The following is a 14,996-nucleotide window of genomic DNA, read 5'->3' on the forward strand; positions in this document are numbered from 1 at the left end:
GCATCAGCTTCAACGCTTGAGATCATCCGGGATGGTCGGGTCCGGCATCGGCCCCGGCCGCTTACCCTGCCCCGCCCGATACTGGCGCAACTGGAATACGTATGCCAGCACCTGCGCCACAGCCAGATACAGCCCGGATGGTATCTCGTGGTCGATCTCGGTGCTGTAATAGACTGCTCGCGCCAGCGGTGGCGACTCCAGAATGATGATCTGGTTCTCGTTAGCTACCTCGCGAATACGCTGGGCGATAAAATCAGCCCCCTTGGCGAGTACCACAGGCGCACCAGAAGACAACGGATCATACTTCAAGGCAACCGCAAAATGGGTCGGGTTGGTAATGACGACGTCTGCCTGCGGCACCTTGCTCATCATCCGCCGTTCGGCCATTTCCCGCTGCAACTGACGGATCCGCGATTTCACCTCGGGCTTGCCTTCGGAATCCTTGTACTCATCCTTGATTTCCTGCTTGGTCATACGCAGTTTCTGCTTGTGATCCCACAGCTGGAAAGGCGCATCCACCGCTGCGATCAAAATCAGCGAACAGGACAGAATCAGCAGCGACCAGCCGAGCACCCAGGCGCTATGAATGATGGCGGCCGGCAGCGGTTCCTTGGCCATGCTGAGCAAGTCCTCGGTGCGCACCTGCAGCACCACCAGCGCCACACCCAGTACCACCAGAAACTTCGCCAGCGCCTTGAGTAGCTCCACCAGCGCCTTGACCGAAAACATCCGTTTGAGACCCGCCAACGGGTCCATGCGCTCGAACTTCGGCGCCAGCGAGCTGATGCTGAACAGCCAGCCCCCGAGCATGATCGGGCCGACAATGGATGCAATCAGCAACAGACCAAACAGCGGCCCGAGGATCTCCAGACCCTCGCGCAAGGAGGCAAACAGATGCAACCCCATGGCATCGGTAGCATAGAGCGCTTCACGCTCCAGCGAGAAATTGAAGACCATAAGGTCCATCATCTTCTGCGCCATTGCCGGGCCCAGCATCAGCAAGCCAACCGCTGCGACCATCACGACGGCGAGCGTATTGAGCTCGCGCGAGCGCGCAACCTGCCCTTTGTCACGCGACTCCTTGAGTCGCTTGCTCGTGGGTTCCTCTGTGCGTTCCTGACCGCTGTCGGACTCTGCCATCAGCTCGCCCTCACCAAACCGCGAAGCCAGATCAGCGCATCCGACGCCAGCTCCTGATACTGCCCCAGTACGTTACCCATCATGACCCACATGATGAACAGGCCGAAAACCAGCGTCAGCGGAAAACCGATCGAGAAGATATTCAGCTGCGGTGCCGCGCGCATCATGACGCCAAATGAGATATTGACGATCAGCAGCGCGGTAATGGCCGGCATACCGATCAGAATAGCCGCGGCCATCACCCAGGAAAAGCGCAGCACCAGGGCCTGAAAGTCCATACGCCCGAGACTATCTCCGATTGGCAGAGTAGTGAAACTCTCCGCCAGCACCTCCAACACGACCAAATGGCCGTTCATTGCCAGAAACAGCAGCGTGACCAGCATGGTAAACACCTGCGCCACCACAGCGACGGAAATGCCGGTCGACGGATCATTCATGGAGGCGAAACCGAGGCCCATCTGCATTGCAATAATCTGCCCCGCCAACACGTGGACCTGAAACAGCAGTTGCAACGAGAAGCCCATTGCCGCGCCGATCAGTATCTGTTCGCCAATCACTATCCAGGTACTCAGGGACAGCGCGTCCAGCAACGGCACCTCACCCACCTGCGGCGCAATCAGCAAGGTCAGAGCCAATGCGAAATACAGACGCACGCGCACAGGCAGCAGCTGGGTGCCAAGTACCGGCATGGTCATCAACAGGGAGGCTATGCGAAACAGCACCCACAGGTAGCTTGCCACCCAGCGACTGAGCTCGGCGCTGGACAACTCGATCATCAGCCGATCAATCCGGGAATCTGGCGATACAGCGTGTCGGTAAATTCGACCATCTGGGTAGCCAGCCAGGGGCCAAGCCAGATCAACGTAATAAAGGTGACCAGCAGACGCGGCAGAAAACTGAGCGTCTGCTCGTTGATCTGGGTCGCAGCCTGAAACATGGCGACGATCAAACCAATGACCAGACTGGGCAGAACCACAATGGCGACCACCACCGAGGTCAGCCACAACGCCTGACTGAACAGACCAACCGCCACTTCCGGACTCATCTGCAGGCCTCCTAGGGAACCGCGAAACTGGCGGCCAGGGTACCGATAATCAGCGCCCAGCCGTCAACCAGTACGAACAGCATGATCTTGAACGGCAACGATATGATCAATGGCGACAACATCATCATACCCATGGCCATCAACACGCTGGCCACCACCAGGTCGATGACAAGAAAGGGGATGAAAATCATGAAGCCGATCTGAAAAGCGGTTTTCAACTCGGACGTCACGAACGCCGGCACCAGAATATGAAACGGTACCTCGTCCGGCCCGGTCAGATCGGTGCGCTTGGCCAGACGTACAAACAGCTCCAGATCCGTTTCACGGGTCTGCGCCAGCATGAACTCACGCAGTGGAAGGCTGGCCGCTTCCAGCGCCTGCTGCGGCTGCATCTGCTCATTCAGATAGGGTTGCAGGGCCGATTCGTTAATCTTGCTGAACACCGGCGCCATGATAAACAGGGTCAGAAACAGCGCCAGACCGATCAATACCTGACTGGACGGCGTTTGCTGCAAGCCCAGCGCCTGACGCAAGATAGCGAACACGATGATGATCCGGGTGAAGCTGGTCATCATCATGACAAAGGCGGGAATAAAGGTCAGCGCCGACATCAGCAGCAGAATCTGCAGACTGACTGAATAGGTCTGCTGCCCCTCGCTGTCGGTACTCAAGGTGATCGCCGGCATGGTCAGCGGATCAGCAGCCGACTGGGCCAGAACCGACGGCGCAAGCAGGATCAGGAAAAGTCCCAGCCAGCGCATCACGATTGCCCCTCTCTTTTCAGCAACGCCTGCAGCTTGCGAGCAAAATCGCCATTGGCTGCGACATCGGCCTGAAGATCCGCTATAGGATGGTCAAACACATGCAATGTATTGATACGACCTGGGGAAGCCCCGAGCAGCATCTGCGTCCCCCCCACATCGACCAGAAGCAAACGATCGCGAGGCCCGAGCGGCAGGCTGCTGACCAGACGGATATGCTGGCCACCCTGGGCTGCGAGCGGGCCGACTCGACGCAGCAGCCACCCCAGCAGCACAATCAGGCCAACCACAAACCCCAGCCCCAGGGCCAACTGGCCAAGCTGCAAGGCCAGTGATCCGCCGCCGACATTACCGACTGCCGCGACGGCTGCAGGCTCAGTCCCTTGCGCCAGCACCTGCAACGGCGCAGACGCCAAAAGCGTCGCGATCAACGTGCGCATCAACGCAGCTTCTTGATGCGTTCGGAGGGGCTGATCACGTCGGTCAGACGGATGCCGAACTTTTCGTTCACCACCACCACCTCTCCATGTGCAATCAGCGTACCGTTGACCTTGACGTCCAGCGGCTCCCCGGCCAGCCGATCCAGCTCCACCACCGAGCCCTGGTTCAGCTGCAACAGGTTGCGAATGGTGATCTCGGTATTGCCGACCTCCATCGAGATGGTAACCGGAATATCAAGGATGACGTCCAGGTTCGGGCTGTCGCCGGGGTCCATGTCCTCGGCGGAGCGACTGGTGCGTGCCGGGGCATCGAACTCTTCCATCGGCATGCGTGGCTGCGAACCGGTCTGAGCCAGCATCGCATCAATGTCGTCCTGATTGGCGTTACCGGCCTCATCCAGCGCCGCCGCCCACTCATCCGCCAGAGCCTGCTCTTCCGGGCTGATTTCATCGGGTTTGTTGTCGTCAGCCATCTCGCTGTCCCCTGTTATTGATTGTGGTGGTCGGTCAGCGCGGTCGCATGACCGGCCCAAGAATCTGCAGCGCCAGGTTGCCCTTGACCGACCCCAGCTTGCTCTTGAAGGTGGGCACGCCGTTGGCACAGAGCACCATATAGTCGGGCATCTCCACCGGGATCACATCACCTGCCTGCATGCTCAGCAGATCACGCAACTTGAGCTCGGTTTTTACCACGGTCGCGTTCAGCGGCACCTTCACACCGGTGATCTCTTCTCGCAGGGCACGCACCCAGCGCTCGTCATGCTCATCCACATCAGACTGAACGCCCGAGTCCAGAACCTCGCGCAGGGGCTCGATCATCGAATAGGGCATGGTGACATGCAGATCGCCACCGCCGCCATCGAGCTCGATATGGAAGGTAGAGACCACCACCACCTCGCTCGGACTGACAATGTTGGCCAGTGCCGGGTTTACCTCGGAGTTGACGTATTCAAAGGTGACATCGTGAACCGCCTGCCAGGCCTCCTTGAGATCTACAAACGCCTGGTCCAGCACCATGCGCACGACGCGCAGCTCGGTCGGCGTAAATTCACGCCCTTCGATCTTGGCGTGACGACCATCGCCACCAAAGAAATTGTCGACCAGCTTGAACACCAACTTGGCGTCCAGGATGAACAGGGCCGTGCCGCGCAGCGGTTTCATCTTCACCAGATTGAGACTGGTCGGCACATACAGGGTGTGGACGTACTCGCCAAACTTCATCACCTGCACGCCGCCAACGGCCACGTCAGCGGAACGACGCATCAGATTGAACATGCTGATACGGGTGTAGCGGGCGAAACGCTCGTTGATCATTTCCAGCGTCGGCATACGCCCGCGTACGATACGATCCTGGCTGGTCAGGTCATAACTCTTGATCGAACCGGGGTCACTGTCGAGATCGGTATCAATGGCGCCATCATCCACACCATGCAGAAGGGCGTCGATCTCATCCTGGGACAGCAGATCCTGTACGGCCATAGATGTGTCCTATTGAAGAACCATGTTGGTAAACAGCACCGATTCGATGACCGGGTTACCTACTTCCTTTTCAAGCAACGCCTTGACGGCCAGGGTCGCCTTGTCGCGCAGCGCCTGCTTGCCTTCAGGAGTCATCAGCGACTCGAAATCCTCACTGCCAAACAGCATTACCAGCTGATTGCGAATCAGCGGCAGGTGCTGGTTGAGCTTGGCCATGCCGGCGGCATCGCGACTCATCAGCACCACACTGACCTGCATGTAGCGCTGGCGACCGGACACTGCGTAGTTGACGACAAAGGCCGGATCCAGCGGCTGATAAATGGCCTCCTGTTGTACCGGCTCTGCCGGCACCTCTTGCTCGGGGGCATCCTCGCCACCGAGCAGAAAGAAGGCAACGCCGCCCGCCGAGATCAGCAGGGCAAACAGCCCGATACCGATCAGTATGAAGAGTTTCTTGCGGCTCTTTGCCGGCTTTTCCTGCACGTCGTCTTCGACAGATTCCGATTGCTTTGCCATGCCAATATTCCGTCAATTAGGCCTTTCAGCCACGGTTCATGTAGATGCATGCATCCAGCGTGCCAGTATCAGGCCAACTGTGCGCTCCAGCGCACTGCAGCAATACCGACGCGCCAGCAAAGGTCATAGGATACTGACTTGAAGGAAAAATGTCTTTGCTGCCCGGTGCGGGCCGGGCGACAGAACCGAGGCAGCCGAAGCTACCTCGATGTCAGATAACCCCGAGCGGGTGTATCAGGCGTAGTAGTCAACCAGCCGCGCGGCCGCCAGTCGGGTCTGCAGTGTGGCGACAGGATCATCGACTGGCATGTCTTCATTACCATGGGACGCAGCAGCGCCATGACTGCCGCGGCCACTGCTGCCACCCTGATCCGCCAGACCGGCGAAAGCGCTCTGGGACTGACGTCCATCCGCCGAGCCATCGGATACGTTGACGTCGACCAGCGATGCCCCCTGCTGGGTAAACATTTCACGCAGTCGATGCATCTGCCCTTCCAGCGCATCGCGCACGCCTGCATGCTGACTGACAAACTGCACCTGGTGCTCCTGTCCACGGGTTTGAATCCGGATTTCCAGCGGCCCGAGCTCAGCCGGATCGAGCTGAATCTCAACCGACTTCACATTCTGGCTGGACATCCACATCACCTTGTTGACCACCGCCTCGCTCCAGCCGGCCTGCCCCATGGGTACACCCAGGGTCTGAGCCACGCCAGTGACCGGTCGAGCGGTCAGCGCAGACTGCCCATTGGCATGCAATTGCGCCGCGGCGGCGCTCTTGCCGGCATCAGCTGATTCAGCATCCAGGCCGCCAGCGCGCGGCGCGAGGCGTGACTCAAGCTGCTCGATAAGCTTGCCGACAGAGGCCGGCTGTTCACCGCCCACCCCCTGCAGCACACGCTGCTGCTGGGGGTCGGAGAGCACCTGACGATTGCCGGCCTCAGCCTGAGCTGTGGTGCCCTCCGCCGCCCGGGTTGCCGCCTCGCGGGCAGACACATCGGCGGACGCGCCGGCCTGAGCGTCACCCCGCAGCAGCGCGCGCAGCTGCGCAGCCAGATCGGCTCCGGACGGGCCGCGTCCTGCGCCCGCAAGCAGCGGGTCACCCGCCTCATCCTCAGCAGGAGCAGCCTGCGCCGCTGCCTCAACAGCTACAAGCGCAGCGACAGCAGGATTGACGCCAGGCGTCAAAGCCCCGTCGCCAGCTTCAGTGTCAGCGGGTGCTTCCTGACTCGGCAGACGTGCGAGCCACTGCTGCCATTGTTCACTGATTCCCGCCAGGATGCTGTCGGAGTCATCCCCAGCCAGTCCATCGTCCGTAGCCACATCCTCTGCAGAGGCAGCGTCGGCGGCGCCCACCAGCTGCGCCAACTGCTGAAACCAGCTCTGCATGCTTTCCGGCAAATCCTTGCCGTCTGCGGCAACAAGGGCAGGCAGCGGCAGCGCCGCCTGGTCCGCGCCGGTCGCCTGAGCAAGCTGCTGCATCAGGGCATCCAGATCCTCTGGCGTCTGCTCGGCAAGAATCGCCGAAAACGCCGCCACTGCCCCGGAATCGCCTGCCTTGCTGCGACCGGAAGCAATACCGGAGACTGTGTCACGGGAAAAGTCGGCGCTGAAAAGCGCCATCAGATTCTGCCCGACCGGCATGATGTCATCTCCACCTGAAAAGGCTTGGCCAATATGTCAGGAGAGTATCTGCAAACTGCGGGCCAATATTGAAAACGTGGGAAGTAACGACTATGCGAGCAACGGTTGCAGGCGGTCAAACGCCTGCTCAATCTCGATCAGCACGCTGGCTGCGACCTGCTGATCCCCCGCTACACCAGCGGCTTCGGCGTCCAGACAGGCCTGTTCCAGCGCCAGGGCTCCCATGTTGCCGGCGCTGCCCTTGAAGCTGTGCGCTGCCTGACGGTAGGCATTCATGTCACCCTGGGCCAGGGCGTCGTGCAATTGACGCAAACGCTTGCCGGCATCGGCCAGAAACGTCTCCAGCAACAGCGGGTAGTCATCCTGCATCAACTCCCGCAGGCCCTGCTGCACAGTCACATCCATGTCCGGCTTGCGATCAGCCATCGCGCTGTATTCCTTTTCGATGGGGGTATGTTCAATTCTCAATGCTGATCAGTATGCCCAAGCGACCAGTGGAAGACCACCCTGACCCGGCTGCACTGCGCGCTGAAGCTGACCTCATCGGCCAACGCGCTGATCAGCGCCAGCCCGCGCCCGGCATAGTCAGCCGAGGTACCAGGCGACGCGAAACCGGCGCCACTGTCCTCGCACTCGATGGTCAGACAACCACCCCCGGCAACAGGCTGGTGGTCCAGCCAGAAGCGAATCCAACCATTGTCCAGCCTCTGCAGACGGGCACCGCGCTCCTGATAGTAGAACGCAAAGCCGTCGGAGTCCTGCTTCCAGGCTGACTCCAGTCGCAACAGGCCGTGTTCGAGAGCATTGCTGTAGAGCTCGCTGAGCACCGTGAACAGACTCCCGGCGCGGCTGCGCAGCCCCTGTACCGACATCAGCGTCTGCATCAGAAATGGTAACGGGTTCTGCTCGCGAATGGCTGCCGCGCGAAAGGTGTAGCTCAGCTGCCAGTCTTGCCCTGTCTGGGCTGCCCCCCCCAAGGCCGCGGGCAATACCGCCTGCGCCAGCTGACGCTCTGGCATGACAACCTGTAACAGACTGATATCGTCCTCTGCACTGCCGTGGAAATGCGCCAGAGCGTCAAGCAACCCGTCAAACACCTCATCCGGCCGACCGGCATGCGCAGCGACCGCCTGCAGCACCCCATGCTCGCCAAACTGTTCGCCCGCAGCATTGCGGCATTCAATGATGCCATCGGTCCAGCACAGCAAACGCTCGCCCGGTTGCATTGCCATAACCGTCGGCTCGGGATTGAAGCGCTCACGATTGGCCACCCCAAGCGGTAAATTGGAGGACGGCACCCGCTGCAGCAACGCGCCATCGCGGCCGAGCACAAGCACCTCAGGCAGACCGCCGTTCCAGACTTCCACCAGCCCCTTGGCGGCGTTCAGCTCGATCAGTACTGCGCAGCAGAAGATCCCCACCGGCAGGATGCGGCCAAGCTTGCAATTAAGCTCAAGCAGAATATCCCGCAGCGCAAACCCCTTGGCGGTCATGGCATAAAACACTTCAGCCAGTGGCATCGCCCCGATCGCGGCAGAGAGCCCGTGGCCGGTAAAGTCGCCCAGAAGCAGGTGCAGCTCACCGGACGGTCGGTGCGCCGCCAGCAAAATATCGCCATTGAACATCGCGTAGGCCGATTGCAGGTAACGCAGGCAGCTGTCATTCAGTGCACCAGCGTGCGCCACCCGGTCAAACACGATTTTGGCAAGCTGCTGATCCCGCAGCAGCCCGGCATGCTGCCCGGCGATGACATCGCGCTGGCTTTGCAGGGTCTGATGCATTTCACGCATGCGTCGGAACGCGCGTATCTTGGCTTCCAGGATCACCGGGTTATAGGGCTTGGTCAAAAAGTCGTCACCGCCGGCTTCGAGACACTTCACCAGCGCACCCGTCTCCGTCAGGCTGGTGAGAAAAATGATCGGCACCAGATCCTCACCCGCATGAAGCTTGATCCTGCGGGCTGCTTCAAAGCCGTCCATGGTGGGCATCAGCGCATCAAGCAGCACAATATCGGGGGAATGCAAGGCGAACAGCTCGACGGCCTGTTGCCCATGCTCTGCCTCATGGACCTGGTGCCCAAGGCGTTCGACCAGGCGCCGAAGGATCATGCGGTCGGCAGGGTTGTCATCAGCCACCAGCACCATCAACGGCCGGGCACCCTGATCCGGGTCTATGCCGTCAGCGCCGGTACTGGACATGATTATTCGATGCTGAACAGCTGTTCGAAGTTGGAGATACTCAGAACCTTGCGTACATCCGGGTTACAGTGAACGATACGCACATCGGCGCTGTCGCCACCAGCATGATCACGCAACAGCAGCAGCATGCCCAGCGCCGAGCTATCGATATAGTCGGTATCCTGCAGGTCAACGACATACTGCCTGGGTGTCAAGCCGCCACGTTCATAGGCGTTGCGAAAATCCTGATGGGCACTGAAGTCAAAACGCCCGTTTACGCTGATGGTCAAAACCTGGCTATCGGTGGACATTGACGCCTGAATCGACATGTTTTCTCCCTGTCAGGTCCTACGCTGGCAAACGCCAACTCAGAATTTGTTTTAGCACAGGGTCCGGCTACTGTCAGGAATTATTTGTGCGCTGCGAGTGGGCGCGCTGGGATAGCTCGTCGAGCAGCTTCTGCTCCTGCCTGTCTGCTCTGGCCTGCGCCTCTTGCCGATATTTTTCGATCAGCTTGCGCAACGCTTCGAGCCGCTGATAGCGCTGGCGCCAGTGCTCTCGCGCACGGTCGATACTCTCGCCATGCCAGCGTACGGTCTGCCGCTGCTGATCAATCGCCACCTCCATCTGCGCCATGAAGCGCTGGTAGTTCATCAACCAGTCGCGACCAACGCCCTGGGAGCCCCGCTGGCTCCAACCCTTGGCGTATTCCGAGCAGTAGTATTCCAGATCACGCAAACGAACCTCAGCCTCTTCGAACTGCTTCTGGCATTGTCCAAGCACCTTGGCTGCCTTGCGCTCCTCGTCCAGCGCCATATCCAGTGCCGGCGCAAGCCGGCGAATACGCGCTTCACTCATTGCCCAGAATCTGTTCCAGGCCGGTCTGACTGTCGGTCAGCGACACGCTCTCGTGCAGCCCCTGACGCAGAAAGCCCTGCATCGAAGGCATCTTTTCCATTGCCTTGTCGGTCAACGGATCCGAGCCTGCGGCGTAAGCACCGACGCTGATAAGGTCGCGACTCTGCTGATAACGGGCGTACAGCTGTTTGAACAGCTGCGCCTTCTGCAAATACGCCTGCGGGACAATCTGCGGCATGGCGCGACTGATCGAAGCTTCGATATCAATGGCCGGATAATGCCCCTCTTCGGCTAGGCGACGGGACAGCACCACGTGCCCATCGAGAATCGCCCGCGAGGCGTCGGCAATCGGATCCTGCTGGTCATCCCCCTCGGACAGCACCGTGTAGAACGCGGTAATTGACCCTCCGCCCTGCTCGGCATTGCCGGCGCGCTCAACCAGCTGTGGCAGCTTGGCAAACACCGAAGGCGGATAACCCTTGGTCGCCGGCGGCTCGCCAATGGCCAATGCAATCTCGCGCTGGGCCTGGGCAAAGCGGGTCAGGGAGTCCATCAGCAACAGCACGTTCTTGCCCTGATCACGAAAGTATTCAGCGATGCGGGTGCAATACATTGCAGCGCGCAACCGCATCAAGGGGGCGTCATCGGCAGGAGAGGCAACCACCACCGAGCGCGCCATGCCCTCCTCGCCGAGGATTTGTTCAATGAACTCCTTGACCTCCCGGCCCCGCTCGCCAACCAGCCCGACAATGGTGATATCGGCATCGGTGAAGCGCGTCATCATGCCCAGCAGCATACTCTTGCCGACACCGCTGCCGGCAAACAGGCCGAGACGCTGGCCACGGCCGACCGTCAGCAAGCTGTTAATGGAGCGAATGCCGACATCCAGCGTTTCTTCAATGGGGTGGCGCTTGAGCGGATTGATCGTCGGGCCGTTGATATCCACCCAGTCTTCGGCCTTGAAGTTACCCTTGCCGTCCAGCGGACGACCAATGCCATCCACCACCCGGCCCAGCATGGCAAACCCCATCGGCAGCTTGCCGCCACCAGCTGAAGGTACCACCCGAGCCCCTGGCTGCAGCCCCTCGAGACGATCAACCGGCATCAGGTAAATTTTGCTGCCGGCAAAGCCCATGACCTCGGCTTCGATCTGACTCTCGCCCTGCAGCGTGTCGCTGATGACCAGACAGCGGCTGCCGACCGGCGCCTTGCAGCCCTCGGCTTCAAGGGTCAGACCCACCATACGGATCAGGCGGCCCTCGACCACCGGCTGCGCCGGCAAGTGCAGCGCCTGCTGATACCCCGACAGCCGTCGGGCGAAACTGATGCGCTGGGGCTTGCTCATTGCGGATCCGCACCACGCTCGGAAATCGGCAAATCGGCGGCGGGAGGATGCGCACGTTGCTCGCGGCGCTGCTCGTGCAGCTGCGCGATCAATTGCTGCAGACGGGTTTCCAGCGTAGCGTCAACCTGGCTGTGCTCGGTTTCAATACGGCAGCCGCCGGGCATCAACTGATCGTCCTCAAGCAGACGCCAGCTCTCATCGTGGCGCTCACGCAGGGCCTTGATGCTTTCGAAATCGAGGGGGTTGAGGTAAATCCGGATATTCTCGGCACCCACCGGCAGCGCCTTGAGCGCCGAACGCAGGACGTTGACCACCTGCGCCCGATCGACTTGCATTTCCCGCTGCAGCACGGCGCGCAGCATCTGCTCCAGCAGCATCAGCAGCATGTCTTCGATCTGCTCGTCCTGCTGCTTGAGCGGCGCCATCAACTGGGCCATCAGGGCGTCCAGCTCGGCAGTGCGCTTGGCCAGCACAGTCTTGGCTTCCTGCTGCGCCTTGAGCTGACCGGAATGAAAGCCGTCCTTTTCTCCGGTGGCAAAGCCTTCGTTGTAGGCTTCCTCGCGGATCTGCTCAAGCTCCTCCACGGTGAAAGGCTTGACCGCTTCCACGTCCAGCTCCTGCGGATCGGCCGCCGCTTCTGCTTCGGCTTCCGGCTTGGCCGCAGCCTCAGCCGCTCGCTCAAGTGGAATATGATGCGGCTCGGCGTCAAAGCTCGGCAGATCCCAGCGACTGAACGCTGATACATCACCACTGCGCAACAGCTCGCTTTCGTTCTTGACCTGCGACATGACACCCTACCCCGCTTGGAAAACCCGGCCAGCATACCACCGCGCGATGTGCAGGGCAGCGATTGCCGGGCTCAGATCATCTCTTCGCCACCCTTGCCGCCGAGCACAATTTCGCCGGCGTCGGCCATGCGGCGTGCAATGGTGAGAATTTCCTTCTGTGCAGCCTCGACCTCGCTGATACGGACCGGCCCCTTGGCTTCCAGGTCGTCCTGCAGCAACTCGGACGCGCGCTTGGACATATTGCGGAAGATCTTCTCCTTGATTGCCTCGTCGGCACCCTTGAGCGCGACAATCAGCACCTCGGAGGAGACCTCGCGCAGCAGCGCCTGGATGCCGCGGTCATCCACATCTGCCAGGTTATCGAACACGAACATCAGATCCTCGATCTTGGAGGACAGGTCCTCGTCGATTTCACGGATCGACTCGATCAGCTGCGACTCGGCGCTGGACTCAAGGAAGTTCATGATGTCGGCCGTGCGTTTGACACCGCCCATGGACGCGCGCGAGGTATTGGAGTTGCCGGCAAACTGCTTCTCGAGAATCTCGTTCAGTTCTTTCAGCGCCGATGGCTGCACGGTATTGAGAGCGGCCACGCGCAGGAGAATGTCCAGCCGCACCTTGTGGTCGAAATAGCCAACCACCTCAGCGGCCATATCAGGGTCAAGATAGGCCACCACAATGGCCTGAATCTGCGGATGCTCGTAGCGGATCACATCAGCAACGGCACGCGGCTCCATCCACTTCAGGCTGTCCAGACCCGAGGTGCTGCCGCCAAGCAGAATGCGGTCAACCAGGCTGTTGGCCTTGTCCTCCCCCAATGCCTGGGTAAGCATGGTGCGGATATAGGAATCGGCGCCAACGCCCAAACCGGTCTGCTCGCCCACCACCTCGATAAAGTCGCCCATGACTTCCTGAACCTGATCGCGCTGTACAGTGCGCAATCCAGCCATGGCACTGCCGACCCGCTGAACTTCCTTGGGCCCCATGTGCTTGAGAATCGCCGCCGCATCGGACTCACCGAGGCTGAGCAGGAAAATGGCCGCCTTATCCAGCTTGGACAGTTTGGCCGGGCGTTTGCTGGCGTCATCACTCATCGGCGTTAATCCACTCTTTCACGACCTGTGCCACCCGACCCGGGTCTTCGGCCAACAGGCCCTTGATCGCATTGAGCTGCTGTTCGTAGCCGGCGCCGGGCGGCGGCAACAATACCGGACCGGAGGAAGGACCGGACAGACTCACCTGATCATCACGCAGGCCGCCGTCCATGCCATCGTAACCTCCGCCTGCCAGCGCCGGATAGTTGTCACTGCCGCCCTTGCCGGCGACTGTCAGGTTCTTGAGCGCCGGGCGCAGCACCGCGAAGACCAGCACCAGAACAAACAGAATACCCAATATCTGTTTGGCAACATCCCAGAACCACGGCTGCTCCCAGAACGGGATGGCCGGCAGCGGTTCCAGTTCGGCTTCAGCAACAAACGCGCTATTGATCACGCTGACGCTGTCACCCCGGCTGGCATCATACCCCACCGCGTCCTGGACCAGGCGGGTCAAGCGCGCCATTTCCGCCTCGCTGATCGGCGTCCGGGTGACTTCCCCGGTCTGCGGATCCACCTGTGCCGGGTCGTCTACCACAACGGCAACCGAAAGACGCTTGAGACGGCCCAGCTGCTGGCGGGTATGGCTGATCTGCCGATCCAGCTCGTAATTGCGTACCGCCTGCTCGCGCTTGTCCTGCGGTACGGCGGCAACAACAGGCTGGCCGGTTACCGGGTCAATCACCTGCTCAGGCACCTGGGTGGCACCCGGCGGCTGGTTCGACAGCGCACCCGGCACGCCCTGGGGGCCAGCATTGGCCGAACGCGCCTCGGTCACCACCTGCTCGCTGCGCAGCGCAGCATCGGGGCTGAACATTTCCGCAGTGGACTCAACTGCACTGAAATCCACATCCGCCGACACCTCGGCCTTGTAACGCCCGGTTCCCAGCACCGGCTGGAGGATATTGTGTACCCGGCGGGTGTAGGTCTCTTCCAGGCGACGGGTGTAATCAAATTGGCGGCCGGCCACTGTCAGCTCGTTCAGCTCGCTCTGATTGGACAGCAGGTTGCCGTTCTGATCAACAACCGTGACTTCGTCCTTGCCCAGTTCGGGCACACTGGTTGCCACCAGATTGACGATGGCCATCACCTGTGCAGGCTCCAGTCGTCGACCGGCGTACATTTCCAGCAGCACGGACGCGCTGGGCTTGCGATCATCGCGAACAAACACGGTGGAGCGTGGAATGGCGATGTGCACGCGCGCTGCCTTGACGTTGTAGAGACTGGAGATGGTGCGTGCCAGCTCCCCCTCAAGGCCGCGGCGGTAACGCGTGGTTTCCATGAACTGACTGGTACCAAGACCCTGCTCACGATCCAGAATCTCGAAGCCTACGTTGCCGTCGGTCGGCGAAATGCCGGCACTGGCCAGACGCAGACGTGCATCGGCCAGATCCTCGCTGCGAACCAGCAGCGCGCCGCTGTTGGGCTCGACCTTGTAGTCGATACGGCTCTGCTGCAGCATTTCCACCACCTGACCCGCGTCGAAACCGTCCATGCTGTTGTAAAGCGGCCGGTACTCGGGCTCCTGCGACCACAGCACCACGGCAAACCCGATTGCCACACTGGCAGCCAGACCAACCAGCAGACCGAACTGGCGCAACATCGGCAGTTGCGACAGGTTGTCCAGAAAGGTCAGCCCCATCAGCGGCTTGCGATCGGCACCGAGCGGATCACGGGTAGCTGGGGTATTGCTGCCGGCAGAATCCATTGTC

Annotated in this window: 17 protein-coding genes; all 17 read right to left on the reverse strand. The window is 60.6% G+C overall.

What is annotated here, in order from left to right; all coding sequences use genetic code 11:
* Nucleotides 1-9: 9 nt before the first annotated feature.
* The 17 genes from flhB to fliF all read right to left on the reverse strand — a co-directional run bounded on the left by flhB (nt 10) and on the right by fliF (nt 14,992).
* On the reverse strand, nt 10-1,140 hold the full coding sequence (gene flhB / locus AC13EY_RS11040) for a flagellar biosynthesis protein FlhB (RefSeq protein ID WP_228247229.1): 1,131 nt from the start codon (nt 1,138-1,140) through the stop codon (nt 10-12).
* Nucleotides 1,140-1,916 carry a flagellar biosynthetic protein FliR gene (fliR, locus tag AC13EY_RS11045; RefSeq protein WP_228247228.1) on the reverse strand — a complete coding sequence of 259 codons (777 nt, stop codon included), beginning with the start codon at nt 1,914-1,916 and terminating at the stop codon, nt 1,140-1,142. Before fliR ends, flhB begins: the two co-directional genes overlap by 1 nt.
* On the reverse strand, nt 1,916-2,185 hold the full coding sequence (gene fliQ / locus AC13EY_RS11050) for a flagellar biosynthesis protein FliQ (protein ID WP_088273575.1): 270 nt from the start codon (nt 2,183-2,185) through the stop codon (nt 1,916-1,918). Before fliQ ends, fliR begins: the two co-directional genes overlap by 1 nt.
* Before the next feature lie 11 nt (nt 2,186-2,196).
* The gene (gene fliP / locus AC13EY_RS11055) at nt 2,197-2,946 is read right to left on the reverse strand and encodes a flagellar type III secretion system pore protein FliP (protein WP_172409631.1); all 750 of its coding nucleotides are present in this window, start codon (nt 2,944-2,946) and stop codon (nt 2,197-2,199) included.
* The gene (gene fliO / locus AC13EY_RS11060) at nt 2,946-3,386 is read right to left on the reverse strand and encodes a flagellar biosynthetic protein FliO (protein WP_269686988.1); all 441 of its coding nucleotides are present in this window, start codon (nt 3,384-3,386) and stop codon (nt 2,946-2,948) included. Before fliO ends, fliP begins: the two co-directional genes overlap by 1 nt.
* Nucleotides 3,386-3,859 (reverse strand): flagellar motor switch protein FliN, encoded by a 474-nt coding sequence (gene fliN / locus AC13EY_RS11065; protein WP_269686987.1) that lies wholly within the window; start codon nt 3,857-3,859, stop codon nt 3,386-3,388. The genes fliO and fliN overlap by 1 nt, the downstream gene beginning before the upstream one ends.
* A 34-nt stretch (nt 3,860-3,893) precedes the next feature.
* Nucleotides 3,894-4,865, reverse strand: coding sequence for a flagellar motor switch protein FliM (fliM, locus tag AC13EY_RS11070; protein ID WP_335600531.1), 972 nt, complete (start codon nt 4,863-4,865; stop codon nt 3,894-3,896).
* A 9-nt stretch (nt 4,866-4,874) separates the two neighbouring features.
* Complete coding sequence (locus AC13EY_RS11075; protein WP_335600532.1) at nt 4,875-5,381, reverse strand: flagellar basal body-associated FliL family protein; 507 nt, start codon at nt 5,379-5,381, stop codon at nt 4,875-4,877.
* A 234-nt stretch (nt 5,382-5,615) separates the two neighbouring features.
* Nucleotides 5,616-7,022 (reverse strand): flagellar hook-length control protein FliK, encoded by a 1,407-nt coding sequence (locus AC13EY_RS11080; protein WP_335600533.1) that lies wholly within the window; start codon nt 7,020-7,022, stop codon nt 5,616-5,618.
* A 90-nt stretch (nt 7,023-7,112) separates the two neighbouring features.
* Nucleotides 7,113-7,448, reverse strand: a complete 336-nt coding sequence (locus tag AC13EY_RS11085) for an Hpt domain-containing protein (RefSeq protein ID WP_228247224.1) — start codon at nt 7,446-7,448, stop codon at nt 7,113-7,115.
* 38 nt (nt 7,449-7,486) lie between these two features.
* Nucleotides 7,487-9,220 carry a SpoIIE family protein phosphatase gene (locus AC13EY_RS11090; RefSeq protein ID WP_335600534.1) on the reverse strand — a complete coding sequence of 578 codons (1,734 nt, stop codon included), beginning with the start codon at nt 9,218-9,220 and terminating at the stop codon, nt 7,487-7,489.
* A 2-nt stretch (nt 9,221-9,222) separates the two neighbouring features.
* Entirely contained in the window at nt 9,223-9,528 is a 306-nt protein-coding gene (locus tag AC13EY_RS11095; RefSeq protein WP_088273568.1) for an STAS domain-containing protein, read from the reverse strand.
* A gap of 73 nt (nt 9,529-9,601) precedes the next feature.
* Nucleotides 9,602-10,057, reverse strand: a complete 456-nt coding sequence (gene fliJ / locus AC13EY_RS11100) for a flagellar export protein FliJ (RefSeq protein ID WP_335600535.1) — start codon at nt 10,055-10,057, stop codon at nt 9,602-9,604.
* Nucleotides 10,050-11,402, reverse strand: a complete 1,353-nt coding sequence (gene fliI, locus AC13EY_RS11105) for a flagellar protein export ATPase FliI (protein WP_228247222.1) — start codon at nt 11,400-11,402, stop codon at nt 10,050-10,052. The genes fliJ and fliI overlap by 8 nt, the downstream gene beginning before the upstream one ends.
* Nucleotides 11,399-12,190 (reverse strand): flagellar assembly protein FliH, encoded by a 792-nt coding sequence (gene fliH, locus AC13EY_RS11110; protein ID WP_335600536.1) that lies wholly within the window; start codon nt 12,188-12,190, stop codon nt 11,399-11,401. Before fliH ends, fliI begins: the two co-directional genes overlap by 4 nt.
* 71 nt (nt 12,191-12,261) lie before the next feature.
* Nucleotides 12,262-13,284: a flagellar motor switch protein FliG gene (gene fliG, locus AC13EY_RS11115; protein WP_088273564.1), complete on the reverse strand. Its 1,023-nt coding sequence runs from the start codon at nt 13,282-13,284 to the stop codon at nt 12,262-12,264.
* Nucleotides 13,277-14,992: a flagellar basal-body MS-ring/collar protein FliF gene (gene fliF / locus AC13EY_RS11120; protein WP_088273563.1), complete on the reverse strand. Its 1,716-nt coding sequence runs from the start codon at nt 14,990-14,992 to the stop codon at nt 13,277-13,279. Before fliF ends, fliG begins: the two co-directional genes overlap by 8 nt.
* Nucleotides 14,993-14,996 lie beyond the last annotated feature (4 nt).

It is taken from the genome of Halopseudomonas sp. L-58 (assembly GCF_056859475.1).

What these genes read in the sequence shown, in the direction of transcription:
- flhB (WP_228247229.1), bottom strand. Translation starts at nt 1,140, where the DNA reads ATGGCAGAGTCCGACAGCGGTCAGGAACGCACAGAGGAACCCACGAGC.
- fliR (WP_228247228.1), bottom strand. Translation starts at nt 1,916, where the DNA reads ATGATCGAGTTGTCCAGCGCCGAGCTCAGTCGCTGGGTGGCAAGCTAC.
- fliQ (WP_088273575.1), bottom strand. Translation starts at nt 2,185, where the DNA reads ATGAGTCCGGAAGTGGCGGTTGGTCTGTTCAGTCAGGCGTTGTGGCTG.
- fliP (WP_172409631.1), bottom strand. Translation starts at nt 2,946, where the DNA reads ATGCGCTGGCTGGGACTTTTCCTGATCCTGCTTGCGCCGTCGGTTCTG.
- fliO (WP_269686988.1), bottom strand. Translation starts at nt 3,386, where the DNA reads ATGCGCACGTTGATCGCGACGCTTTTGGCGTCTGCGCCGTTGCAGGTG.
- fliN (WP_269686987.1), bottom strand. Translation starts at nt 3,859, where the DNA reads ATGGCTGACGACAACAAACCCGATGAAATCAGCCCGGAAGAGCAGGCT.
- fliM (WP_335600531.1), bottom strand. Translation starts at nt 4,865, where the DNA reads ATGGCCGTACAGGATCTGCTGTCCCAGGATGAGATCGACGCCCTTCTG.
- AC13EY_RS11075 (WP_335600532.1), bottom strand. Translation starts at nt 5,381, where the DNA reads ATGGCAAAGCAATCGGAATCTGTCGAAGACGACGTGCAGGAAAAGCCG.
- AC13EY_RS11080 (WP_335600533.1), bottom strand. Translation starts at nt 7,022, where the DNA reads ATGCCGGTCGGGCAGAATCTGATGGCGCTTTTCAGCGCCGACTTTTCC.
- AC13EY_RS11085 (WP_228247224.1), bottom strand. Translation starts at nt 7,448, where the DNA reads ATGGCTGATCGCAAGCCGGACATGGATGTGACTGTGCAGCAGGGCCTG.
- AC13EY_RS11090 (WP_335600534.1), bottom strand. Translation starts at nt 9,220, where the DNA reads ATGTCCAGTACCGGCGCTGACGGCATAGACCCGGATCAGGGTGCCCGG.
- AC13EY_RS11095 (WP_088273568.1), bottom strand. Translation starts at nt 9,528, where the DNA reads ATGTCGATTCAGGCGTCAATGTCCACCGATAGCCAGGTTTTGACCATC.
- fliJ (WP_335600535.1), bottom strand. Translation starts at nt 10,057, where the DNA reads ATGAGTGAAGCGCGTATTCGCCGGCTTGCGCCGGCACTGGATATGGCG.
- fliI (WP_228247222.1), bottom strand. Translation starts at nt 11,402, where the DNA reads ATGAGCAAGCCCCAGCGCATCAGTTTCGCCCGACGGCTGTCGGGGTAT.
- fliH (WP_335600536.1), bottom strand. Translation starts at nt 12,190, where the DNA reads ATGTCGCAGGTCAAGAACGAAAGCGAGCTGTTGCGCAGTGGTGATGTA.
- fliG (WP_088273564.1), bottom strand. Translation starts at nt 13,284, where the DNA reads ATGAGTGATGACGCCAGCAAACGCCCGGCCAAACTGTCCAAGCTGGAT.
- fliF (WP_088273563.1), bottom strand. Translation starts at nt 14,992, where the DNA reads ATGGATTCTGCCGGCAGCAATACCCCAGCTACCCGTGATCCGCTCGGT.